Origin of the sequence: Pedococcus bigeumensis, assembly GCF_006438965.1 — a bacterium.
Taxonomy (GTDB): Bacteria; Actinomycetota; Actinomycetes; order Actinomycetales; family Dermatophilaceae; genus Pedococcus; species Pedococcus bigeumensis_A.
Window position 1 is genome coordinate 153410 of sequence record NZ_RCZM01000001.1, and the last position, 20982, is coordinate 174391.

Below are 20982 nucleotides of genomic sequence, written 5' to 3' on the forward strand. Positions count from 1 at the left end.
CAGACGCGGTCGCGCGAGGTTGGGTTGCGGCGCGTTCGGACATTTCTCGCGGGCGCCCGGCGTTGCACGCGGGCTGCGTCCGGCTCGTCGGCGACGATGGAACGGCGATGACTGTGATGGAAATGCTGCGTGGGGGAACCGTGTCGACCGACGGGGGCCCCGGCTCTGCTGTGCCCCGGCGGGCTTTCGTGGCCGGCGTGTTGGCGGCCGCCGGCTCGGCGACCGTGTTCGTCCTGCCCGCGCTGCTCGTCTGGGTGGCTGCGTCGGAGAGCACCGTGTCGTGGACCAGCTCGCTGGGCGTCGGGGCCAGCCTGTGGCTGCTCGCCGGTGGCGCCCACCTGACCCTGGGTGCCGCCCACGTCACGGTCGTGCCGCTGCTCGCCCTGGCGCTCAGTGTCGCGATCGGTTCCTGGGCGGCGACCCGGGCGGCCCGCGAGGCTGCCGACGCCCGCACCATCGTGCTCGTTCGCGACGCGTTGCACCGACCTCTCGCGCTCGCGCTGGGTGCCTGGGCTGCCGGGTATGCCGTGTGCGCGCTCCTCTGGGTGCTCGTCGCCTTCCTGGCGGGTCCGAGCCCGGTCGTCTGGACGCTCGTGCTTCCCGTGGTGGTGGTCCCGGTGGTGGCCGTGGCGATTGCCTTGGGCCGGCTCGTCAAGGGGCGGCCGCAGCTGGCCGGACCCGGCCTGCGTCGCCCAGCGTGGTTCCCCGATGCTGTCCGCCGGGCGCTGCGGCCGGGGCTGGAAGGCGCTGCTGCCCTGCTCGGGATCGGCATGCTGATCTGCGGTCTTTTCGTGGTGCTCCACTTCGACCGGGTCAGCCACCTCCAGGGTGAGCTCCGCCCGGGCCTGGTCGGTGGCGTGGTGCTGGCCCTCGCCCAGCTGTCCGTGCTGCCCAACCTGGCTCTGTGGGCCGTGTCCTTCCTGGCCGGCACCGGGTTCTCCGCCGTGGAGGGCGCCTCCGCCACCTGGACCGGCAGCCGCACCTCGTTGCTGCCGATGGTCCCGGCGTTCGGCGCGCTGCCGCAGCCGGGGGCCTTTCCCGGCATCCTGCCCGTGGTCGTCCTGCTTCCCGTCGCCGCGGGCGCCTACGTCGGCTGGCGGTCACTGCGAGCGGTGGCCCGACTGTCGACCGGACGCACCAAGCTGACCGTGGCAGGCACGGCAGTCGTGGTGGCTGCGGGGGCGCTCGGCCTGCTCGACGTCCTGGGCGGCGGCTCGCTCGGGATGGCGAGGTTGTCCGACATCGGGGCCCCGGCGGGGAAGCTGACCGTGGCGTTGCTCGTCGAGCTCGGCATCGGCGCGGCGCTGGTCCTGGCGTGGGACCGCTGGAAGCTGCGCCGCTGAGCCTGTCCCTCGCCGAGATCCCAGCTCTCGGGCTTCCGGGGCACTCTGGAGCCTGAGAGATGGGATCTCGGCGCCGCACGATGCCTGCTCGACGGACGTCGTCGTGGACGCCGCTGCGGTTGGTCGACCGCGGCTCGGTATCGTCTCCCGCGTGACTGCGCCTGCCGGACCCCACGAGCCGACCGGGATCGTCGTCCTCGTCTCCGGGTCGGGCACCAACCTCCAGGCCCTCATCGACGCCGCCGCCGACCCGGCCTACGGGGTCCGGATCCTGGCCGTCGGCGGCGACCGTGCCGGCATCACCGGGCTGCACCGCGCCGGTGCCGCCGGGATCCCTGCGTTCGTCTGCCGGGTCGAGGACCACGACTCCCGGGCCGAGTGGGATGCCGCGCTCACCGGACGGATCGGTGACCACGCCCCCGCGTTTGTCGTGTCGGCGGGCTTCATGAAGCTGCTGGGACCCGAGGTGCTCGGCCGCTGGACCGTCCTCAACACCCACCCGGCCCTGCTGCCGAACTTCCCCGGTGCCCACGCGGTGCGCGACGCCCTCGCGGCGGGAGCCACCGAGACCGGCTGCACCGTCCACGTCGTCGATGCCGGCGTCGACACCGGGCCGGTGCTCGCCCAGGCGCGCGTCGCCGTCGCCCCGGACGACACCGAAGCGTCGCTGCACGAGCGCATCAAAGCTGTCGAGCACCCGCTGCTCGTCGAGATCGTGGGCCGTGCGGCCCGCGAAGGAATCACCGTTTCCGATGGGAAGGCCACCATTCCGTGACCGAGCAGTCCGCCTCCGCCACCACCGCAGACCCAGCAGCGTCGGACGCCTCGACCGATCCCGGTCGGCGGCCGATCCGCAGGGCCCTGGTCTCCGTCTACGACAAGACCGGTCTGGAGGAGCTGGCGCGTGGGTTGCACGAGGCCGGTGTGGCGCTCGTGTCGACCGGCGGCTCAGCCGCCCTCATCGAAGGGCTGGGCCTGCCGGTGACCAAGGTCGAGGAGCTGACCGGCTTCCCCGAGTGCCTCGAGGGACGGGTCAAGACCCTGCACCCGCGCGTGCACGCCGGCATCCTGGCCGACACCCGCAAGGCGGACCACCTCGCCCAGCTCGCCGAGCTGGAGGTGGAGCCGTTCGAGCTGGTCGTGGTCAACCTCTACCCGTTCCGCGAGACCGTCGCCTCCGGCGCAGGTCCTGACGAGGTCATCGAGCAGATCGACATCGGTGGTCCCTCGATGGTGCGGGCCGCTGCCAAGAACCACCCGAGCGTCGCAGTCATCACCGACCCCGCGGCATACCCCTCTGTGCTGGAGGCCGCCGCCGGCGGTGGCTTCACCCTCGCTGAGCGCAAGCGGCTGGCTGCCCAGGCCTTCGTGCACACCGCTGACTACGACAACGCCGTCGCGAACTGGATGGGCAACGCCTACGTCGACACCAGTGACGGCACCGGCTTCCCGGCCTGGACCGGGGCGACCTTCCAGCGCGCGAATGTGCTGCGCTACGGCGAGAACCCGCACCAGCCGGCCGCGCTCTACACGCACTGGCGGCCCGGCGTCGCGTCGGCGGAGCAGCTGCACGGCAAGGAGATGTCCTACAACAACTACATCGACACCGATGCGGCGGTGCGCGCCGCGCACGACCACGGCGACCAGCCGACCGTGGCGATCATCAAGCACGCCAATCCCTGCGGCATCGCCGTCGGCGCCACCGTGGAGCAGGCGTATGCCGCGGCCCACGCCTGCGACCCCGTGTCCGCCTACGGCGGCATCATCGCGACCAACCGTCCGGTGACCAAGGCCATGGCGCTCGCCGCCAACGACACCTTCAGCGAGGTCATCGCGGCCCCGTCGTTCGACGAGGACGCGCTGGAGGTGTTGCGGGAGAAGAAGAACCGGCGCCTGCTCCTGCTCCCCGCCGACATGGCGGCGCACCGCGACCCCATCGAGACACGGCCGATCAGTGGCGGCCTGCTGGTGCAGGTGCCCGACCGGATCGACGCCGTCGTCGAGGGGGAGACTCCGGGTGGCGACGACGCGTCACGCTGGCGACTGGTCGCTGGTGCGGCTGCAGACGAGACCACCCTGGCCGACCTCCAGTTCGCGTGGCGGGCCGTGCGTGCCGTGAAGTCCAACGCCATCCTGCTCGCCAAGGACGGTGGCTCGGTCGGCATCGGCATGGGTCAGGTCAACCGGGTCGACTCCTGCCACCTCGCGGTGTCACGGGCCAACGCCGACGGCGCCGACCGGGCCCGGGGTGCGGTGGCCGCGTCTGACGCGTTCTTCCCGTTCGCCGACGGCTTGCAGGTGCTGCTCGACGCCGGGGCCCGCGCCGTCGTCGCGCCCGGTGGGTCGGTGCGCGACGAGGAGGTCGTCGCCGCGGCAGCGGCTGCTGGGGTCACGATGTACTTCACCGGGACCCGCCACTTCGCCCACTGACCGACCCTCTCAGGGTTGCTTGACCAACCGCCACGTGGTGCCCTCCACGACGACCGACGGGCCGGCTGACCGAGCAGCGACGTGGCCACTGGGATCCTCGAGCCGCACCGCGAGGGCACCACCTGGTCCGGATCTCGCCGTGACGGTCAGCATCAGCACGTCCTTGCCCGTGCCACCGGTCGTGAGCGTGGCCGGGGAAATCTCGACGCCCGGCGGTGCGGTGACGGCGACCGACTTGTTCGGGAAGCCTTGGAGGCACAGCCGAACGCCGGCCCCCTCGCCGGTCGCCACCGCCTTCGCGTCGTAGCCGAACGCGATCGAGGTGGCCACCGCTCCCGGCGCCAGGCGCACGTCCGGACATCCGTCGGGCGGTGCCACGCTCGCTCCGCCGCCATCCGTGGCCGACGGACTGCAGGCGGTCAGGACCAGGGCGCACACCCCCGTCCTCACTCCTGTCCAGCCGCCCTGACGCATGCATCGATGCTATTTGCTCCATTCACACCACGTGGCCCAAACGACGTGGCTACGCTTCCGGCCATTCGTCGTGAACTGACTGGGGGGTCGCGCATGTTCGTGTCAGGTGTTCGCCGAGGGGCACGTGCCTCGTCCGCAATCTGCGCGGTCGCCGTCGTCGTGGCCGGACTTGGGATGCAGGCTTCGATGGCGTCCGCCGCCACGCCGTCGCCACAACAGCGGCCCGCCGCGGCTGCCGGGAAGGCCGCCGCTGAGGCGAAGGGCGGCAAGGGCACTGGCAGCAAGCCGGCGCCGCGCCCGCGAGGTCGGCAGGCCGACCCAGCAACGACTCTCAAGGGGTCATGGTCGCGGGGTACCGCCACTTTCACGATCAAGGCAGTGCCCCACCGCACGTATGCCGTCACCGTCACCGCGACCGGTGATGTCACCGTTGGGACGACCCAACGCACCGTCACGATGCGCGGCAACGGCACGGCGTCGGTCGTCGTCCCGGCCAAGCTCGGCGAGTTGCGAACCGGCAGCGTCACGGTCGAGGTGACCAGCAACGACGACGAACCGCTCGTGTCGTCCTCGTCGGTGTGGCTGGCCCCGACGCGTGCTGGTGGCGTGGCGCAGGCGTCCACACAGCAGGGTTCACTGGTCGAGGCCATCAAGGTCGACGAGCCGACCCAGGAAGGTCGCCGCGCCGCATACCTCGAGCTGTCCCGGATGGGCGCGGATCAGACCAAGCTGAAGCTGACGCGGGCCAGCACGGCCGCCGCGGCGGCTGACTCGCCGCTCACGATTTCGGCACACGTCTCCTACCGGGACTGGAACGGGGACTCCCACCCCGCCAGGCACGTGCAGGTCGAGGTGGACGAGAAGGGCTTCCTGGGCTCGCACCTCGGCACCACCAGCACCGACGACTTCGGCCAGTTCAGCCTCAGCGCCGACATCGGCGACAACACCGACGTCCGGGTGACCATCAAGGCAGAGAGCTCGGCCGGCCGGGTCGGCACGTCCAGCTTCCTGTCCTTCGACACGTACGGCCAGTTCGTCGACATCGATGGCGCCGACCCGGGTGACAACGCGGCCTTCATCGTCGACGTGGGGCGTCAGGACGCCAGTGGCAACGCGTTCGCCATCCACGATGCGCTGTGGAGTGCCCACCTCTTCGCGGTTCGCAGCGGCCACGGCGACGAGGCCAAGGTCGACGTGCACTACCCCGCCGGGGACAAGAACGAGAACGCCTACACCAACAGCGGCGGGATCACGCTGGGCGCCTACGAGTGGAGCGCCTGGGACGTCGTGAACCACGAGTACGGCCACTGGTACGACATGCACCACGACCTGACGCCGCTGATCGGCGGCACGCACTGCGTGTCGGCCAACCTCGCCAGCGACAACTGTGACCTCAAGGACGACGTCGGAAACCTCATCGCCCCCCGAGGCAAGTCGGACGGCGGCAAGCTGGCCTGGTCCGAGGGATACGCCGACTACTACGCCCTGGCCGCCGGCCAGCTCGAGGCGCACCCGACGATCGCTGGAGTCGGTGACGGCTACTACGACGACGTCCGGAACGGCGAGGACGGCACCGACCACGATGGCTTCAACGCCCGGGCCGATGGCGGCGAGTCGGTCACGTTCCACGGCGAGGACAACGAGATGTCCATCTCCGGCGTGTTGTGGGGCATGGCGGCCGAGGGTACGTACCCGCTCGGGGCGGCATACCTCGACAGCCTCATCGCGGCGTCGCCCGGCAACCGGCTCTCCGACCTGCTGAACTACGCCTGGGAGTCCGACACGTCCAGCCGACTCACCGGGAGTCAGGAGAGCGCGCTCGGCTGCGAGCTGAGCAGTGCACGCATCGCGCCGTACGGCCTCACGCCGACCACCGGCGAGCTCTCGAAGCCACCGACGTTCTCGTGGCAGGAGGGCAACACCCCGAATGCCGGGACGTCCTATGCCAACGACAGGTTCGTCGTGCAGGCCGTCGACTCGGCCACGTCGTCGAACCCCTACTTCACGTCCAGCACGCTCACCTCGACGTCGTGGACGCCGACCGGCCGCGAGTGGAGCAGCATCAGCGACGGCCGTTCCACCGTCTACCTGCGCGTGGTGGGCACGTCGACCTCGGACCCGCAGACCGGACCGTTCCGGGGCTGTGCACAGGCGACCTCGGTCAGCGCGGGTGCCGTCATCAACGACCAGGCCTGCACCGCAACCTCGTTGTCGCCCAACGACGACGGCTCGACGGGCGCGGTCGACCTCCCGTTCGCGATCAACTACTTCGGGACGACCTACACGTACCTGTTCGTCAACAACAACGGGAACGTCACCTTCAACCAGCCGATGTCCACCTTCACGCCATTCACCCTCACCGCGAACGTGCCACCGATCATCGCGCCGTTCTTCGCCGACATCGACACGCGCGGCACCGGCTCCGCCCCCGTCCGCTACGGGTACGGGACGACGACGTACAACGGTCGCGCTGCGTTCTGCGTCGACTGGGTCAACGTCGGCTACTACTCGGGCCACGACGACAAGCTGGTCTCCGCCCAGCTCCTGCTCGTGGACCGCTCCGACCTCGCCCCGGGCGACTTCGACATGGTCTTCAACTACGGGCACATCCAGTGGGAGACCGGGGATGCCTCGGGCGGCTTCGGCGGCTTCGGCGGCACGCCCGCGGGAGTCGGGTACTCGGCCGGGAACGGTCAGGCTGACGGCTTCTTCCAGCTCGAGGGCTCGATGCAGAGCGGCCAGCTGGTCGACGGCGGACCACACGCCCTGGTGTCCCACAGCAACCTCGGGCTCAACAGCGACGGCCACTACCTGTTCAAGGTCCGCGGCGGCAACGCGGGCAACTCCTCCACCGGTGTCCAGGGGACGGTGACCAGCGGAGGTGTGCCCGTGGAGGGGGCCCCGTTGCAGGTGTGCCCACACGGGGGCGGGCAGTGCGTCTACCAGACGCGGACCGGCGCGAACGGCACGTTCTCCGCGGTGGGCCTCGCCCCCGGGGTGTATGACGTGTCGGCCTACCCGCCGAGCGGCACCAACGCGCGGCCCCGGACCGCAGCCTCGGTCGTGGTCGAGGAGGGCGAGCTGACCCGTGTCGACATCGATCTCGCGTCGATCGCGGGAGTTCCACCGGGCACCACCCTGGGGCCGCTCGTCGGCTCGGGTGACATCCCCATGGTCAACTGGCAGGACACGCTCACGCTGCGGACCACCGGTTGCGTGGGTGGAACTGCGACCTATGAGGTGATCAGCACCGAGGGCTCGACGATCGGCAGCTCATTCGCGTCGGGACCGCTGTCCGCGGGCGGCGAGGGCCACTACTCGGCCAGCATCCCGCCGCTCTACCCGCACCATGGAGCCGCCGAGGTCCTCGTTGTCATCGTCTGCCCGGACGGCAGCACCCAGACGGTGGTCTTCGACATCTACATCGACCCGTCCGGTCTCGTCGTCGACCAGCGGGGAACCCCCGTGTCGGGCGCCACCGTGACCCTGTCGCGAAGCGACGCCCCGGAAGGTCCGTTCGCGACCGTGCCCACGGGCAGCGACATCATGTCCCCGGCGAACCGGGCCAACCCGATGACCACCCTGGCCTCCGGCCACTTCGGCTGGGATGTCGTCGCCGGCTTCTACCGTGTCGTCGCGAGCAAGGCGGGGTGCACCGACGCCAGCACCGATGTCCTGGCCATCCCGCCGCCGGTCACCGACCTGCGACTGGTGATGACGTGCGGGCCGACTGACACCGAACCGCCGGTCCTGACCGTGGTCGACCGAACGTTCGAGGGCAATGCCACTGGCGGCTGGCGGGGCACCTTGACGGGTGTCACCGTTGACGACCCGGACAGTGCCGCCGACGAGGTGCACCTGACCAACGACGCGCCGGCCCTCCTTCCGCTGGGTACGACGACGGTGACCTGGACTGCGACCGACCCCGCCGGGCACTCGGCGACGGCGACCCAGCAGGTGAGGGTGGTCGACACGACGCGACCCACGATCCAGTGCCCCGTCGACGTCGCGGCGTTCTACACGGGTGCTCCGAGCCTCGGAACGCCTGCCACGTCGGACGTGGTGGATCCGAACCCGTCGGTGACCCACACCGCCCCTGCTCAGTGGCCGCTCGGCACGACCGAGGTGACCTGGACCGCGACGGACGGCTCGCACAACGCGGCCTCGTGCGTCCAGCGAGTCACACTCCGCCTTCCCCTGACGGCGACGACGGCGGCCGGCGACGAGCACACGCTGGCCGTCCTCGCGGACGGGACCGTCAAGGCCTGGGGAGCAGGTGGAAACGGTCAGCTGGGCCGCGGCAGCACAGTGGGGTCGACGACTCCGGTGACCGTCCCGGGCCTGACCGGCGTGCGCGCCGTCGCTGCCGGCGGACTGTTCTCGGTCGCTCTGGACTCCACCGGAGCCGTCTACACCTGGGGCGACAACTCGACGGGGCAGCTCGGGGACGGGACCACGACGTCCCGAACCACTCCACGCGCGGTCACCGGCTTGCCACCCATTGCCGCGATCGCGGCCGGCCGCAACCACGTGCTGGCCGTCGCCCTCGATGGCGCCGTCTATGCCTGGGGCGCCAACACGTTCGGGCAGACCGGGAAGCCCCCGTCGTCCACGGTGCTTCGCCCGGCTCGAGTTGCCGGCCTCCCCGCGGTGAAGGGCGTCGCGGCTGGTCAGTTCCACTCGGTGGCGGCGACGACGGACGGCCGGGTCTACACCTTCGGCGCCGGCTACTCGGGGCAGCTGGGTGACGGCACCGCCACCTCGCGCGCCACCCCGGCTGCCGTTGCCGGCCTGTCGGGGGTGGCTGCGGTGGGTGCTGGCTACCAGCACACGTTGGCGGTCACGGCAGACGGCAAGGTCTACGCGTGGGGAGCCAACGCCAAGGGCCAGCTGGGCACCGGTTCCACCACCCCGTCCCGGTCACCCGTGCAGGTGACGGCTGGGGGAGCGGTCCGATGGGCGTCTGGTGGCAGCGCCCACACCGTCCTGCTGATGGCCGACGGGTCGGTCCGCGCCTTCGGGGACAACGGCGAAGGCCAGCTGGGCGACGGCAGCCGCGTGGACCGGCTGAGTCCGGTCCGGGTGACGGGGCTGACCGGCGCCACCTCACTGGCCGTCGGGGCGGACTTCTCCGTGAGCGGACGCTCCACGGGCTCGGCGTCGGCCTGGGGCGGGAACCGCGCAGGCCAGCTCGGTGATGGCACGACGACGCGGCGCACCTCGCCGGTCACGGTGGCCGGTGTCACGACCGTCGCACAGCCGAGCGGCAGCTAGCCCGGGTGAGGTGCCCTCGACCTGGAGGGGTCGGGGGCACCGTCAGTCGTTCGTACTCCTCACGCGCTCGGTGCCGGCCACAGGGTGGGTGGTCGGGCGGGTCCTGCGCACGAACCACTCGAGGGGCCCGACGCCGAGCCGGCGCTCGAACAGCCAGCAGCCACCGACGACGACGACCGTGGTCGAGCCGAGCACGAACCACGAGTCGTCGCGCACGGGTCCGCGGACCACGGCCACCGCCGCGAGGAAGAGGATCTGCAGGGTGTAGGCGGTGAGAGAAAGGCGACCCGTCGACAGGACCGGGTCGAGTACCCGACCGACGCCGAGCCGTCTGGCCAGCGCGAGGACCAGGAAGGATCCGATCACGGCGCCAGCCGCGAGCAGGGTGGCACCGACGACCTCGGCGGTCGTCCCCGAGTAGGGCGCCGAACCGTCGGGGGTCGTCCGTCCGACGAGGTAGGCCGCGACGCTCGCCACGAGGAGGGCTGCGACGACGGCATACCCCGTCCGTGGTCGGGTCGCCCGCCGCAGCACGGTCGCCAGCGCGAGCCCGCCGAGCGCCATCGGCAGTAACGAGACGAGCCGGTAGGAGTCGCCGGCGGCGACCCACCGGACGATGTCCTCCCCCCACTGTGGCCAGGTGGCGTAGTGCTGGTCCAGGGCGAGGCGCGCCCGCACCAGGGCGACGTGACCGGCGACGGCAGCTGCGGCCGCCACCCCGAGGGTGAGGGCGGGCCGCCGGTGCAGCGGTAGGGCAAGCGGTGCCATCACGACGACGAGCAGCCCGAGGTAGGGCAGCACGACGTCGATCTGGCTGTAGACCTGCTGGAGCAGGACCCCGAGGACGACGAGGACCAGGCCTCGTTGGAGGTTGTCGTGCAGGAAGGTGGCTGTCGTCGGGTGCCGCTCGGTGAGGACGAGCCCCATCGAGACGCCGATGATGACGGCGAACAGTGGCGCCGTGAGGTACTCGCTGACGACGAACGGCCCGCCGACGGGACACAGGTGCGCCACGAGCATCGAGACACAGGCCAGCCCACGGGCGGCATCGAGCCCGTCGAGGCGGCGGGTCGTGGGCATGGGCCCAGTCTGTCGCCTCAGGGTGCTGGTGGGCGGTATCGCGTCGGTTCTCCCGATCCGAGGTCGACGATCGCAGCCACCGGGCCGCCGCCGTCCGGGCCCTGGTGGGCCGCCGACACCGAGACGAAGACCGCGGGATCGCCGGTCACGGCGGCGGTGACGCCGCCGACGGCCGACTTGATCTGGCGGTGCCAGTGCACGTCCGAGTCGTCGAGCATCGCGTTGCGGCGCCCGCGGACAGCGCCGTCCTGGCTGACCTCGCACTTGAGGAACACGTTGACCAGGCGGCCCTGGATGTCACTGGTGTGCGGCCGGTCGGGCAGCTCGAGTCCCGCGTCCTTGATCGCCGACCAGATGCCGTCGGCGTCGAGGGCGTCGCGCATGACCGAGTGGCCGATGCGGTAGCGGCCACCGATGCCCTTGGTGTTGCCGACGACCACGACCTGGGCCTGGTCGAGCTCGACGCCGGACGAGCACGACGCCACGGCGGAGAACAGCGAGCGGTTGTTCATCACGTCCTCGTTGGTGGGCATCTCGATCTCGCCGAGCGCCACGGCGACGCCGAGCCCGGTGGTGCCGTTGGAGAGGTCCATCGACTCGTGGGTGTGGTGCGTCCAGACGGACTGGCCACGCGACTCCGCGTCGCGGATGGTGTGGATCGTGAGCAGGGGAGTCTTGGTCTGCACGTAGTGGACGTCGGCAGGGTCGGTGATGCCGGCCTTCTCCATCGCGACCTTCACGGCGTCGGCGACCTTCGTGATCATGCCGGTGTAGCCGATCTCCTCGGGCAGGATCGCCTCGCTCATCGCGAACCCCACGGTCAGCCTCGGCTCGTCGGACTGCTCCGCCCGGTCGGCCGGCACGGTCGCGAAGATCGTCGCGTGCGGGCTGATGATCCCGTCGGTGCCGCCGGACCAGACGATCGGGACCTGCTTGACCTGGTCGGCCGGGGCACCCTTGGCGACCAGCACCTCACGGAACGCCCGGTCGGCGATGATGCGCGTGTAGTCGTTGACGCCGCCGTTGCCCTCGGTCTTGCCGATGATGGCGATGACGCGGCTGGCGTCCATCACGCCGTCGTCGATGAGCTTGGCGAGCTCGCTGGCGTCCGCGACGCTGTGGATCGGGACCTTGCGGACCTCAATGGGCTCGGGCATGGGTGTCACCTTCCGTTGTCTGTCGTTGGTTCGATGATGGTTCCGACCTCGCCGGAGAGGGCGTCGGCGATACGGTCGAGCGCCGTGATGACGCTGCGCCCACCGCCTTGCCGGACGAACCGCATGGCGGCCTCGACCTTGGGCCCCATCGAGCCGGACGCGAACTGGCCGTCCGCGGCATACCCCTCCATCTCGGCGAGCGGCACCCGGCCGACCGGATGCGCCCGCGGTGTCCCGAAGTCGAGGACGGCGTTCGCCACGTCGGTCGCGATGACCAGCGCGTCGGCGCCGATGGCGCGGGCGAGCACCGCGGCGGTCAGGTCCTTGTCGATCACGGCTTCGACGCCGTGGACGGTGCCGTCGGCGTGACGGACGACCGGGATGCCGCCACCGCCGGCCGCGACCACGACGTAACCCGCGCCGAGCAGGGTGAGGAGGGTGTGCGTCTCGAGGACCTCGACCGGTTCGGGCGAGGCGACGACGCGACGCCAGCCCTTCTCGCCACGGTCCTCCCACGTCTCGCCGTGCTCGATCAGCGGCCGGGCCTGGTCGTGTGGCAGGAACCGGCCGATCGGCTTGGTCGGTGTGGCGAAGCCGGGGTCGTCCGGGTCCACCAGGGTGCGCGTGACGAGGGCAGCGACCGGGTGGGTCAGACCGCGGGCAGCGAGGGCCGGCTCGAGGGTGTCGAGGATGGTGAACCCGATGGTGCCCTGCGTCTGGGCGCCGCACCAGTCGAGGGGGACGGGCGGGACGACGTTGGCTGCGAGCTCGTTCTTCACGAGCAGGTTGCCGACCTGGGGGCCGTTGCCGTGCGTGAGCACCACCTCGTGCCCGGCCGCGACGACGGTGGCGACGTGGTCCATCGCGACCGCGATGGCCTCCCGCTGGGCCTGCGGGGTGGCGCTGCCGTCGGGACCGGTCATGGCGTTGCCGCCGAGCGCGATCAGGACCCGCATGCCACCTCCGTTCGTCGTCCGTGCGGCGAGCCTAGGGATGCGCGACGGCACGTGACGTTGGCAGGACCTGCCCAACGGGCGAGCCTGCCTTGGCAGATGTATGCCGTGGGCCGGGTGACGTCTGCGCCGCCCCCTTCGCGGCTGGCGGATCGTCTAGGGCGCCGGGATCTCGCCCGTGGGCACTCCCAGCGCAAGGACGAGGTCGAGCACCTTGAGGGGGTCGTCGAGGTCGTCGCCGAAGAGCTCGCGCAGCTGCCCCATGCGGTAGCGGACGGTCTGCGGGTGCACGAACAGGCCGGCCGCCACCGCCTCGCGCCGGCCACCGAACAGCAGCCACAGGCGCAGGGTCTCGACGAGCTTCTCGCGTGCCGCGGGAGTCAGGTCGTCCAGTGGCTTGAGGGCGCGCGTCCGCAGGTCGGCCAGGGCCTCGGCGTCTGCGCTCAGCACCAGCTCCGCCAGGTGTGCGTCCGTGTCGTATGCCGCCCCGCTGGTGGAGTTCTCGGCCGCGAGCAGGCGCGCGGCCCGCAGCGCACGTCGGTAGGAGGAAGCCGTCTGCAGCCACGGTCTGCTCGGTCCGAGCACCCCGCCGTAGTCGCGCAGGGACCGCAGCAGCCGGCGCCGGGCGGGCATGCGCAGGTCGGGCACGAGGAGGGCCACGAAGTCCTCGCGAGACGCCAGATCCGGCAGGTCCTCGCCGAGGACGAGGGTGCGGGGGTCCACCAGGGCGCGGGCCTGGTGCAGCCGGTCGTCCGGGACCAGCAGCACCGTGATCGTTTTGGGCAGCGCCCAGTTGGCGCGCTCTGCCCGCCGGGCGCTCACCTCCTCGGACGCGCCACGCACCAGGTCCAGGGCGAGCCGCTCGAGCAGTCGCTCCTGGCTGCGCTCTGCTGTGGCGAGCTCGTCGGCGTGCCCGGCGACGCTGGCCGCGGACAGCTCGTCGATGTAGGCGAAGACCAGCTCGGCGAACTGCGCCAGGAGCGGCGCGGACATCCCGGCCCGCACGGCGACCGCCGAGAGCTCGCGCCAGGAGACCCGGGCGCCGATGCGGTAGGCCGAGAGGAGGGCGTCCATGCTGCGGCCGCTGCGAGCCTCGCCCTTGCCCAGGGCGTAGGAGGCCTGGCGGGCCGGGCCGAGGGGTGAGCTGGGGTCGTCGGACCGGGCCGCCATGGTGAGGAAGCTGCCGAGGGCGACCTGCACCGCGGACTCGATGTTGCCCACGAGGTAGTCCCTGGCCTCCGCGTAGCTGGGGACCTCGACGATGATCGCCTGGACCGCGTCGGCCGCCACCCGGGGGAGGGCGTGCTTGAGCTCGCTCTGGACCTCCGGTGGGATGCTGAGCTCCGCCGCGTGCTCAGCAGCCGTTCCACTGACCGAGGTCACCATGGATGTTTGTCCTTTGCGAACAATTTGGAGCGAGATTCTCACGCGCTCTGGTCAGGAAATTAGCCTACCTGATCGCCCATAGTGGAACCATGACCGCAGTTCTCCCGCTCCGCACGACGCCTGGGTCCACGAGATCCCGGCCGTCCCTGCGTACGGTCCTTCGGCGCGTCGCCGAGGCAGTAGTCACCCCCGTGCTGCCCGACGACTACCTCGACCTCATCGCTCCCATGCGCGCCGGCGCCGACCTCCGTGGTCGCGTCGTGTCGGTGACCCCCGAGACCCGGGATGCCGTGACGGTGCGCATCAAGCCCGGTCGATCGTGGGCCGGCCACGTGCCCGGTCAGTACATCCGCATCGGCGTCGACGTCGACGGGGTGCGCAACTGGCGCGCCTACTCGCTCACCTCGCCGGTGGACGCCTCGGACGGGATCATCTCGATCTGCGTCAAGGCGATCCCGGACGGCAAGGTCAGCAACCACGTGGTGCGCGCCCTCCAGCCGGGCACCCTGATCCACCTCGACCAGGCGACCGGCGACTTCACCCTCCCGTCGCCGCGCCCGGCCCGCGCGCTGTTCGTCACGGCGGGCTCCGGGGTGACGCCCGTGATGGGGATGCTGCGCAACCACCTCGACGAGCTGCACGACGTCGTCGTCATCCACTCGGCCCCGACCGAGCCGGACGTCATCTTCGCCGCCGAGCTGCGCGAGTGGGCCGAGGCAGGCCGCATCCGCCTCGTCGAGCGGCACACCGACACGCAGGGCATGGTCGGCACCGACGCGCTCGACGAGCTCGTGCCCGACTGGCGCTTCCGCGAGACCTGGGCCTGTGGCCCGACCGGCATGCTCGACGCCTTCGAGGCGGCCTGGGCCGACGCCGAGATCACCGACCGACTCCACACCGAGCGCTTCCGCCCGGTCATCATCGCCGAGGGCGAGGGTGGCACCGTCACCTTCGGTACCCAGCGCATCACCGTCGATGCCGACGGCGCGACCCCGATCCTCGACGCCGGCGAAGCCGCTGGCGTCCTGATGCCGTCCGGTTGCCGGATGGGCATCTGCTTCGGCTGTGTCGTGCCCCTGAAGGAGGGTGCCGTGCGCGACCTGCGCAACGGCGACCTCACGATTGCCGCCAAGGGCGACGGCATCCGCATCCAGACCTGTGTGTCGGCGGCTGCCGGCCACTGCGAGATCGACCTCTAAGGAGACGTCATGACTGCCACCGCAGAGAAGTTTGACCTCACGATCGACGGTACCGCTGCCTCCACCCCGAAGGCACCCGGCGTGCCCTCCGCGCGGAGCGCGACCCGACCCACGAACACCCGGCTGTCGACCGCCATCGCCGAGCGACGCCACGTGCCGAAGCGCTCCGGCAAGGCCGACCCGACCGCGCACCTGACCGCCGAGGACGTCGAAGCCCTCGCCATGGAGCTCGACGAGCTGCGCCAGGGAGTTCTGGAGTCCCGCGGTGTCGAGGACGCGGCATACATCCGCAAGGTCATCGACGTGCAGCGCAAGATCGAGCTCGCCTCGCGCGCCGTGCTGCTGTTCGCCATCTTCCCGCCGGCCTGGATCGTCGGCACCGCCGGCCTGTCCGTCGCCAAGATCCTGGACAACATGGAGGTCGGCCACAACATCCTCCACGGCCAGTGGGACTGGATGCGCGACCCCAAGATCCACTCGACGACGTGGGAGTGGGACAGCGCCACCCCGGCCGCCCTGTGGAAGCACAGCCACAACGAGCTGCACCACACGTGGACGAACGTGATCGGCAAGGACAACGACCTCGGCTACGGCATCATGCGGGTCGACGAGGACCAGCGCTGGACCCCCGCCTACCTCGGCCAGCCGATCTACAACTTCCTCAACATGTGCTTCTTCCAGTACGGCATCGCCGCCTACGACCTCGAGATCGGCAAGCAGCTCGCTGGTCGAGGCGACAAGGAGGATTTCAAGCGCAACGGCAAGATGGTGCTGCGCAAGGTCGGCCGCCAGGCACGCAAGGACTACCTGCTCCACCCGCTGCTGTCCGGCCCGTCGTTCCTGCACACCATGGCGGCCAACGCCACGGCCAACTTCGTCCGCAACGTCTGGACCCACTCGATCATCATGTGCGGTCACTTTCCGGCCGGCGTCGAGACCTTCGCCCGTGCCTCGATCGATGGCGAGAGCCGCGGCGAGTGGTACCTGCGCCAGATGCTCGGCTCGGCCAACATCTCGGGCAGCAAGGCCCTGCACATCATGTCCGGCAACCTGAGCCACCAGATCGAGCACCACCTGTTCCCCGACCTGCCGAGCAACCGCTACGGCGAGATCGCCCCGCGGGTGCAGGAGATCTGTGAGCGATACGGCCTGACGTACACCACCGGGCCGCTCTACAAGCAGGTCGCGTCCGCGTGGGGACAGGTCATCTCGCTGTCGCTCCCGAACCCGGAGCCCGGCCGCAGACGCGTCGGCATCGCCGCCCAGCAGATCGGCAAGCAGGTGCGTCGCAAGCTGCGCAACCGTCGTCCGGTGCGCACCGCCTGACCAGCTGAACGCGGGTCGCGCGACGACCCATCACGTACGACGTCAGGCCGCCCGGACTCCCGGGCGGCCTGACGCATGTGTGCTGTGACCTCGTCAGGTGCCGAGGCCGAGGTCTCAGACCCGCCGAGCGGTCACCAGCAGGTACTCCCAGTCGAGCACCGTGTGACCGTCCCCACGGTCGAACCGCTCGGCCAGTGCGACGAGGTCGCGATCAAGCGCGGCGACCTTGTCGGGGTCGTCGGCGATCGCCTTGTAGACGGCGATGGTCGGGCCGTAGTTGGTCTTGAAGAAGTCGCGGAAGTCCTCCGGGGTGGCGAACTCGTCCACGACGAGGTCCTGCTGACGGGCGGTGAGGTCCTCGACCCGGTCGCCCAACAGCTCGCGCACGTGGTCGACGTGGCCCCACAGCGGCGGAGGCTGCGCGCCGGGAGGCGGCGGCGGGGCATAGGGCTTCATCGTCGCGAACATCTGCCCGATGAAGCCTTCCGGCGTCCAGCTGAGCAGGGCGATGGTCCCGCCGGGGCGGACCGTCCGCAACAGCTCGTCAGCAACCACCTGGTGGTGCGGCGCGAACATGACGCCGACGCACGAGAGAGCCGCGTCGAACTCGGCGTCGTCGAAGGGCAGCGCTTCTGCGTCGGCGACCTGCCAGGTGAGCGTGAGTCCCTCCGCCTCGGCGTCGCGCCGCCCCTTCTCGAGCAGCTCGGGCGTGAGGTCGGTGGCCACCACGTCGGCGCCGGTGCGGGCGGCCGGAATGGCGACGTTGCCAGAGCCGGCAGCCACGTCGTGAACCCGCTGGCCGGCCGTGATCCCGGCCGCCTCGACGAGGATCGGGCCCAGCGAGTCGATGATGTCGCTCGCCACGACCGGGTAGTTGCCCAGCGCCCACATCGTGGCGTGCTTGGACTTGAGGGCGCGGTCCTCGTCGGTGTCGGTGATCGCGGTCCCGGATGTCTGGGTGGTCATGCTGTGCTTCCCCTTTGGTGGTGTGGTTTCACCCCTGCGACCACGAAGGTAGGTCTGGGCAGGATGGCGCGGCATCCGTGGGTGCACCCAACCTCGGGGTCGTGGCGACGCACGCGCTGCGGCGTGTATGCCGTCAGGCGCGGGTGAGCAGGCGTGCGACGGCTGCTGTGCGGGCAGACTTCCCGTGCAGGTCGAGCTTGGCGTAGACGTTGCTCAGGTGGCGCTCGACGGTGCGGACGCTGAGGGTGAGGGTCTGGGCGATGTCGTCGTTGTCCATCCCCACTGCCGCGAGGCGCAGGATCTCCACCTCGCGGGGCGACAGCTGTTCGAGGGTCTGCGGGCGCTCCGGGGCCGGCTCTCGGGGAGCGGGGACGTCCGCCTCGAGGAAGTCGCGCAGCTCCGCGCGGTAGACCTGCCAGGCCGGCTCGTCCTCCAGCACGATGTGGTTGTCGCTCTCGAGCGCCACCAGCCGCGCCCCGGCGATCCCTGCAGTGAGGCGGCGAGCCTCTTCGAAGGGGTTCATCCGATCGCCGCGTGAGTGCAGCACGAGGGTGGGGACTTCGAGGCCGGCCAACAGCGCGGAGCTGTCGGCCAGACGTCGCTGCCGCCTCGAGGCCCGTGCGGTCTCGGCGGAGGTGGACACCCGTTGGAGCTCGTCGAGCCAGACGTGCTGCTCCTCCGTGGCCCGCGGGATCATCATCGAGGTGAAGACCCGGCGGAACGCGGAGTCCGGGCGGGCCCAGCCGACCTTGATGAGCTGGTCGAAGGTGTCGTTGAGCTGCTCATCCTCAGGGTCGTCGGAGACACCGCAGGCGTAGCTGCCGTAGAAGACCAGCCGGGAGACGCGCTCGGGATGCCTGGTCGCGTAGGCGATGGCCACGGGGCCGCCCTGGGCCATCGCCTGCAACGCGAAACGCTCGTACCCGGCATCGGCGACCACGGCCTCCAGGTCGCCGAGTCGTGCCTCGAGACTGTGGTCGGTGACGTCGCGGTCGGACAGCCCGTGGCCGCGCTCGTCGAACCTGATCACCGTGTTGCTGCGGCCCCACTCCGCGAGGTAGTGCCGCCAGACCGGTGACTGCCAGTCGTACTGCAGGTGGCTGAGCCAGCAGGAGTCCACGACCATGGGCGGCCCGCTGCCGTGCACGGCATACGCGATCCGGACGCCGTCCGGCGCACGGCAGAAGCGGATCTCCTGCCTCGGCTGCTGCGCATCCACGCCCACCTCACCGATGGTACGACGCGCCCTCGGGCTCAGCCGGGGTGTTCGTCGAGCTCGTCGAGCCAGGCGCGGACACTCTCGTTGTGCTGCCCCAGCGAAGGCGGCGCGAGGTGCTCACTGCGCCCACCGGCATACGTGTTGTCGTCGAAGCGGATCGGCGGGCCGGGGATCTCGATCGGGCCGAGCACGGGGTGGTCGATGTCGAGGACCAGGCCCTGCGAACGCGTCTGGTCCCAGTCGTAGACGCGGTCGATGGTGCGGACCTCACCGGCCGGGATGCCCAGCTCGGCAAGGCGCGGGAGGAGGACGGCGAGGGGGTATGCCGCGAACGCGGCGTTGAGCGCGGCCGTCACCTGGTCGCGGGCCACCGTGCGCTCGCGGTTGGTCGCCATGCCGGGGGTCGCGGGGTCGAGGTCGAACGCCTCGGCGAGCTTGACCCACAAGGACTCGCTGCCGCAGGCGACCTGGATGTCGCCGTCCTGGCAGTGGAACAGGCCGTAGGGCGACAGCGACGGGTGGTGGTTCCCTTGGGCGCGGCCGACGTGACCGGCCACGGTGTAGGCGGTGCCCTGGAACGCGTGCGCGCCGACCAGAGCGGCGAGCAGGCTGGTGCGGACCACGCGGCCGACGCCGGTGGTGTTGCGTTCGTGCAGGGCGGTGACGATGCCGTAGGCGCCGTACATGCCGGCCAGCAGGTCGCCGATGGGGACGCCGACGCGCTGCGGGGTGTCGGCGTCGGGTCCGGTGACCGACATCAGCCCGGCCTCGCCCTGGGCGATCTGGTCGTAGCCGGGGCGACCGCCCTGAGGTCCGTCGTGGCCGAACCCGCTGATGCTCAACAGGACCAGTCTCGGGTTCAGGTCGTGCAGGCGCTCGGCCGAGAAGCCCAGCCGGTCGAGGACGCCGGGGCGGAAGTTCTCGATCAGCACGTCGCAGTGGGTGACCAGCCGGGTGAGGACGTCGCGGCCGTCGTCCGACTTCAGGTCGAGGGTGATCGACTCCTTGTTGCGGTTGGCGGCGAGGAAGTACGTCGAGATCGGGTCGTCCTCGGGTCCGACGAAGGGTGGCCCCCATCCCCGGGTGTCGTCACCGGTGCCCGGCGTCTCGACCTTGATGACGCGGGCGCCCATGTCTCCCAACATCATTCCTGCGTGCGGGCCTGCGAGGGCGCGCGACAGGTCGATGACGGTGATGTCGTGCAGGGGCCCTGTCTGGTCGGTCATCGCAGGGCTGCCTTGGTCAGCCGGACCAGGACGACAGCAGCGAGAACGAACAGGGCCACCGTGGGGATCAGGTTGAAGAATGCCGGCCCGACCAGGGCCAGCATCACAGCCATCAATGCGCCCATGCCCAGCAGGGTTGCGGGGTAGAGCAGCGCCGAGGCCAGGCGCTGTCGGGGCGTCCAGGTCCGGGCCAGCATCGACAGCGCGAAGGCCGCACACCAAGGAAGGGCGAAGAGCAGCCCCGATGCGATCACCTCCCAAGGGCCCATCGCCCACACGGTCGAGAAGGCGACCAGGAGGAGGCCCAGGGCGTTGATGGCACACGCCGTGACGGGCTGCCAGCGGGAGGGGGTGTCGTGTGTCGGGCTGGGAGCCGGGCGACCGGCATACGCCTCGTCGGCGATGGCCTGCGGAGGGCCGAGCTCGGCGAGCACGGCGCGCACCGACGCATCATCGGCGCCGGGAGCGAGGCTGCCGTCGAGGTGCTCGCGGACGCCGGCCAGCACCTCGGCGCGCTCACCTGGCTCGATCCCGTGGAGCAGCAGCTCCAGGTCGCGCAGGTAGGCGTCCACCAGCGGGTGGGTGGTGCGTGGGCTCATGGCTGTCCCCCTAGGAGCGCGGTGTCCACCGCGTCGCGAAACGGTTTCCAGGTGCGTTTGAAGGCGGCCAGCGAGGCGCGCCCGTCGCTGGTGAGGGAGTAGTAGCGGCGGGGTGGTCCCTCGGCCGACTCCTGCCACGTGGTGTCGACCAGACCGGCCTTGCGCAACCTGGCGAGCAGCGGATAGAGCGTCCCCTCGCTCGACATCAGGACCCCGTCGGGTGTGAGGCGACGCGCGATGTCCAGCCCGTAGAGCTCCTCGTGCTCGAGCATGGCCAGGACGCAGTGCTCCAGCGCCCCACGACGAAGGTGCGTCAGGATGACGTCGTCGCCGGGTACCATGCGACACAA

The 20982-nt window shown here is 70.8% G+C and carries 16 protein-coding genes; 6 read left to right on the plus strand and 10 right to left on the minus strand.

The window, feature by feature from the left end; genetic code table 11:
* Positions 1-107: 107 nt before the first annotated feature.
* The 3 genes from EAH86_RS00715 (at position 108) to purH (ending at position 3773) form a co-directional block, all read left to right on the plus strand.
* Positions 108-1343, plus strand: a complete 1236-nt coding sequence (locus EAH86_RS00715; RefSeq protein WP_140736714.1) for a DUF6350 family protein — start codon at positions 108-110, stop codon at positions 1341-1343.
* A 151-nt stretch (positions 1344-1494) separates the two neighbouring features.
* Positions 1495-2118 (plus strand): phosphoribosylglycinamide formyltransferase, encoded by a 624-nt coding sequence (gene purN, locus EAH86_RS00720; protein WP_194150723.1) that lies wholly within the window; start codon positions 1495-1497, stop codon positions 2116-2118.
* Entirely contained in the window at positions 2115-3773 is a 1659-nt protein-coding gene (gene purH / locus EAH86_RS00725; protein WP_140736716.1) for a bifunctional phosphoribosylaminoimidazolecarboxamide formyltransferase/IMP cyclohydrolase, read from the plus strand. The genes purN and purH overlap by 4 nt, the downstream gene beginning before the upstream one ends.
* Positions 3774-3782: 9 nt before the next feature.
* On the opposite strand, the gene EAH86_RS00730 is transcribed toward purH, so the two are convergent.
* On the minus strand, positions 3783-4124 hold the full coding sequence (locus tag EAH86_RS00730) for a hypothetical protein (protein WP_140736717.1): 342 nt from the start codon (positions 4122-4124) through the stop codon (positions 3783-3785).
* 501 nt (positions 4125-4625) lie between these two features.
* Here EAH86_RS00730 and EAH86_RS00735 point away from each other — a divergent pair.
* Positions 4626-9521, plus strand: a complete 4896-nt coding sequence (locus EAH86_RS00735; protein ID WP_140736718.1) for a nidogen-like domain-containing protein — start codon at positions 4626-4628, stop codon at positions 9519-9521.
* Positions 9522-9563: 42 nt separating this feature from the next.
* Here EAH86_RS00735 and EAH86_RS00740 read toward each other — a convergent pair whose 3' ends face one another.
* The 4 genes from EAH86_RS00740 to EAH86_RS00755 form a co-directional block, all read right to left on the minus strand.
* On the minus strand, positions 9564-10601 hold the full coding sequence (locus EAH86_RS00740) for an acyltransferase family protein (protein WP_140736719.1): 1038 nt from the start codon (positions 10599-10601) through the stop codon (positions 9564-9566).
* 17 nt (positions 10602-10618) lie between these two features.
* Positions 10619-11758 carry a ring-opening amidohydrolase gene (locus EAH86_RS00745; protein ID WP_140736720.1) on the minus strand — a complete coding sequence of 380 codons (1140 nt, stop codon included), beginning with the start codon at positions 11756-11758 and terminating at the stop codon, positions 10619-10621.
* Between the two features lie 5 nt (positions 11759-11763).
* Positions 11764-12714, minus strand: a complete 951-nt coding sequence (locus tag EAH86_RS00750; protein WP_140736721.1) for a carbamate kinase — start codon at positions 12712-12714, stop codon at positions 11764-11766.
* A gap of 153 nt (positions 12715-12867) precedes the next feature.
* Positions 12868-14097 carry a PucR family transcriptional regulator gene (locus EAH86_RS00755; RefSeq protein WP_140736722.1) on the minus strand — a complete coding sequence of 410 codons (1230 nt, stop codon included), beginning with the start codon at positions 14095-14097 and terminating at the stop codon, positions 12868-12870.
* Positions 14098-14186: 89 nt separating this feature from the next.
* On the opposite strand from EAH86_RS00755, the gene EAH86_RS00760 reads away from it, so the two are divergent.
* The gene (locus EAH86_RS00760) at positions 14187-15296 is read left to right on the plus strand and encodes a ferredoxin reductase (protein WP_140736723.1); all 1110 of its coding nucleotides are present in this window, start codon (positions 14187-14189) and stop codon (positions 15294-15296) included.
* 9 nt (positions 15297-15305) lie between these two features.
* Positions 15306-16622, plus strand: a complete 1317-nt coding sequence (locus EAH86_RS00765; protein ID WP_140736724.1) for a fatty acid desaturase family protein — start codon at positions 15306-15308, stop codon at positions 16620-16622.
* A 114-nt stretch (positions 16623-16736) separates the two neighbouring features.
* On the opposite strand, the gene EAH86_RS00770 is transcribed toward EAH86_RS00765, so the two are convergent.
* The 5 genes from EAH86_RS00770 to EAH86_RS00790 all read right to left on the minus strand — a co-directional run bounded on the left by EAH86_RS00770 (position 16737) and on the right by EAH86_RS00790 (position 20973).
* Positions 16737-17588 carry a class I SAM-dependent methyltransferase gene (locus EAH86_RS00770; RefSeq protein WP_140736725.1) on the minus strand — a complete coding sequence of 284 codons (852 nt, stop codon included), beginning with the start codon at positions 17586-17588 and terminating at the stop codon, positions 16737-16739.
* Between the two features lie 133 nt (positions 17589-17721).
* Complete coding sequence (locus EAH86_RS00775; protein WP_241668109.1) at positions 17722-18813, minus strand: alpha/beta fold hydrolase; 1092 nt, start codon at positions 18811-18813, stop codon at positions 17722-17724.
* Positions 18814-18842: 29 nt separating this feature from the next.
* On the minus strand, positions 18843-20033 hold the full coding sequence (locus tag EAH86_RS00780; RefSeq protein WP_140736727.1) for a CaiB/BaiF CoA transferase family protein: 1191 nt from the start codon (positions 20031-20033) through the stop codon (positions 18843-18845).
* The gene (locus EAH86_RS00785; RefSeq protein ID WP_140736728.1) at positions 20030-20632 is read right to left on the minus strand and encodes a DUF1700 domain-containing protein; all 603 of its coding nucleotides are present in this window, start codon (positions 20630-20632) and stop codon (positions 20030-20032) included. The genes EAH86_RS00780 and EAH86_RS00785 overlap by 4 nt, the downstream gene beginning before the upstream one ends.
* Positions 20629-20973, minus strand: coding sequence for a PadR family transcriptional regulator (locus EAH86_RS00790; RefSeq protein WP_140736729.1), 345 nt, complete (start codon positions 20971-20973; stop codon positions 20629-20631). Before EAH86_RS00790 ends, EAH86_RS00785 begins: the two co-directional genes overlap by 4 nt.
* Positions 20974-20982: the final 9 nt, after the last annotated feature.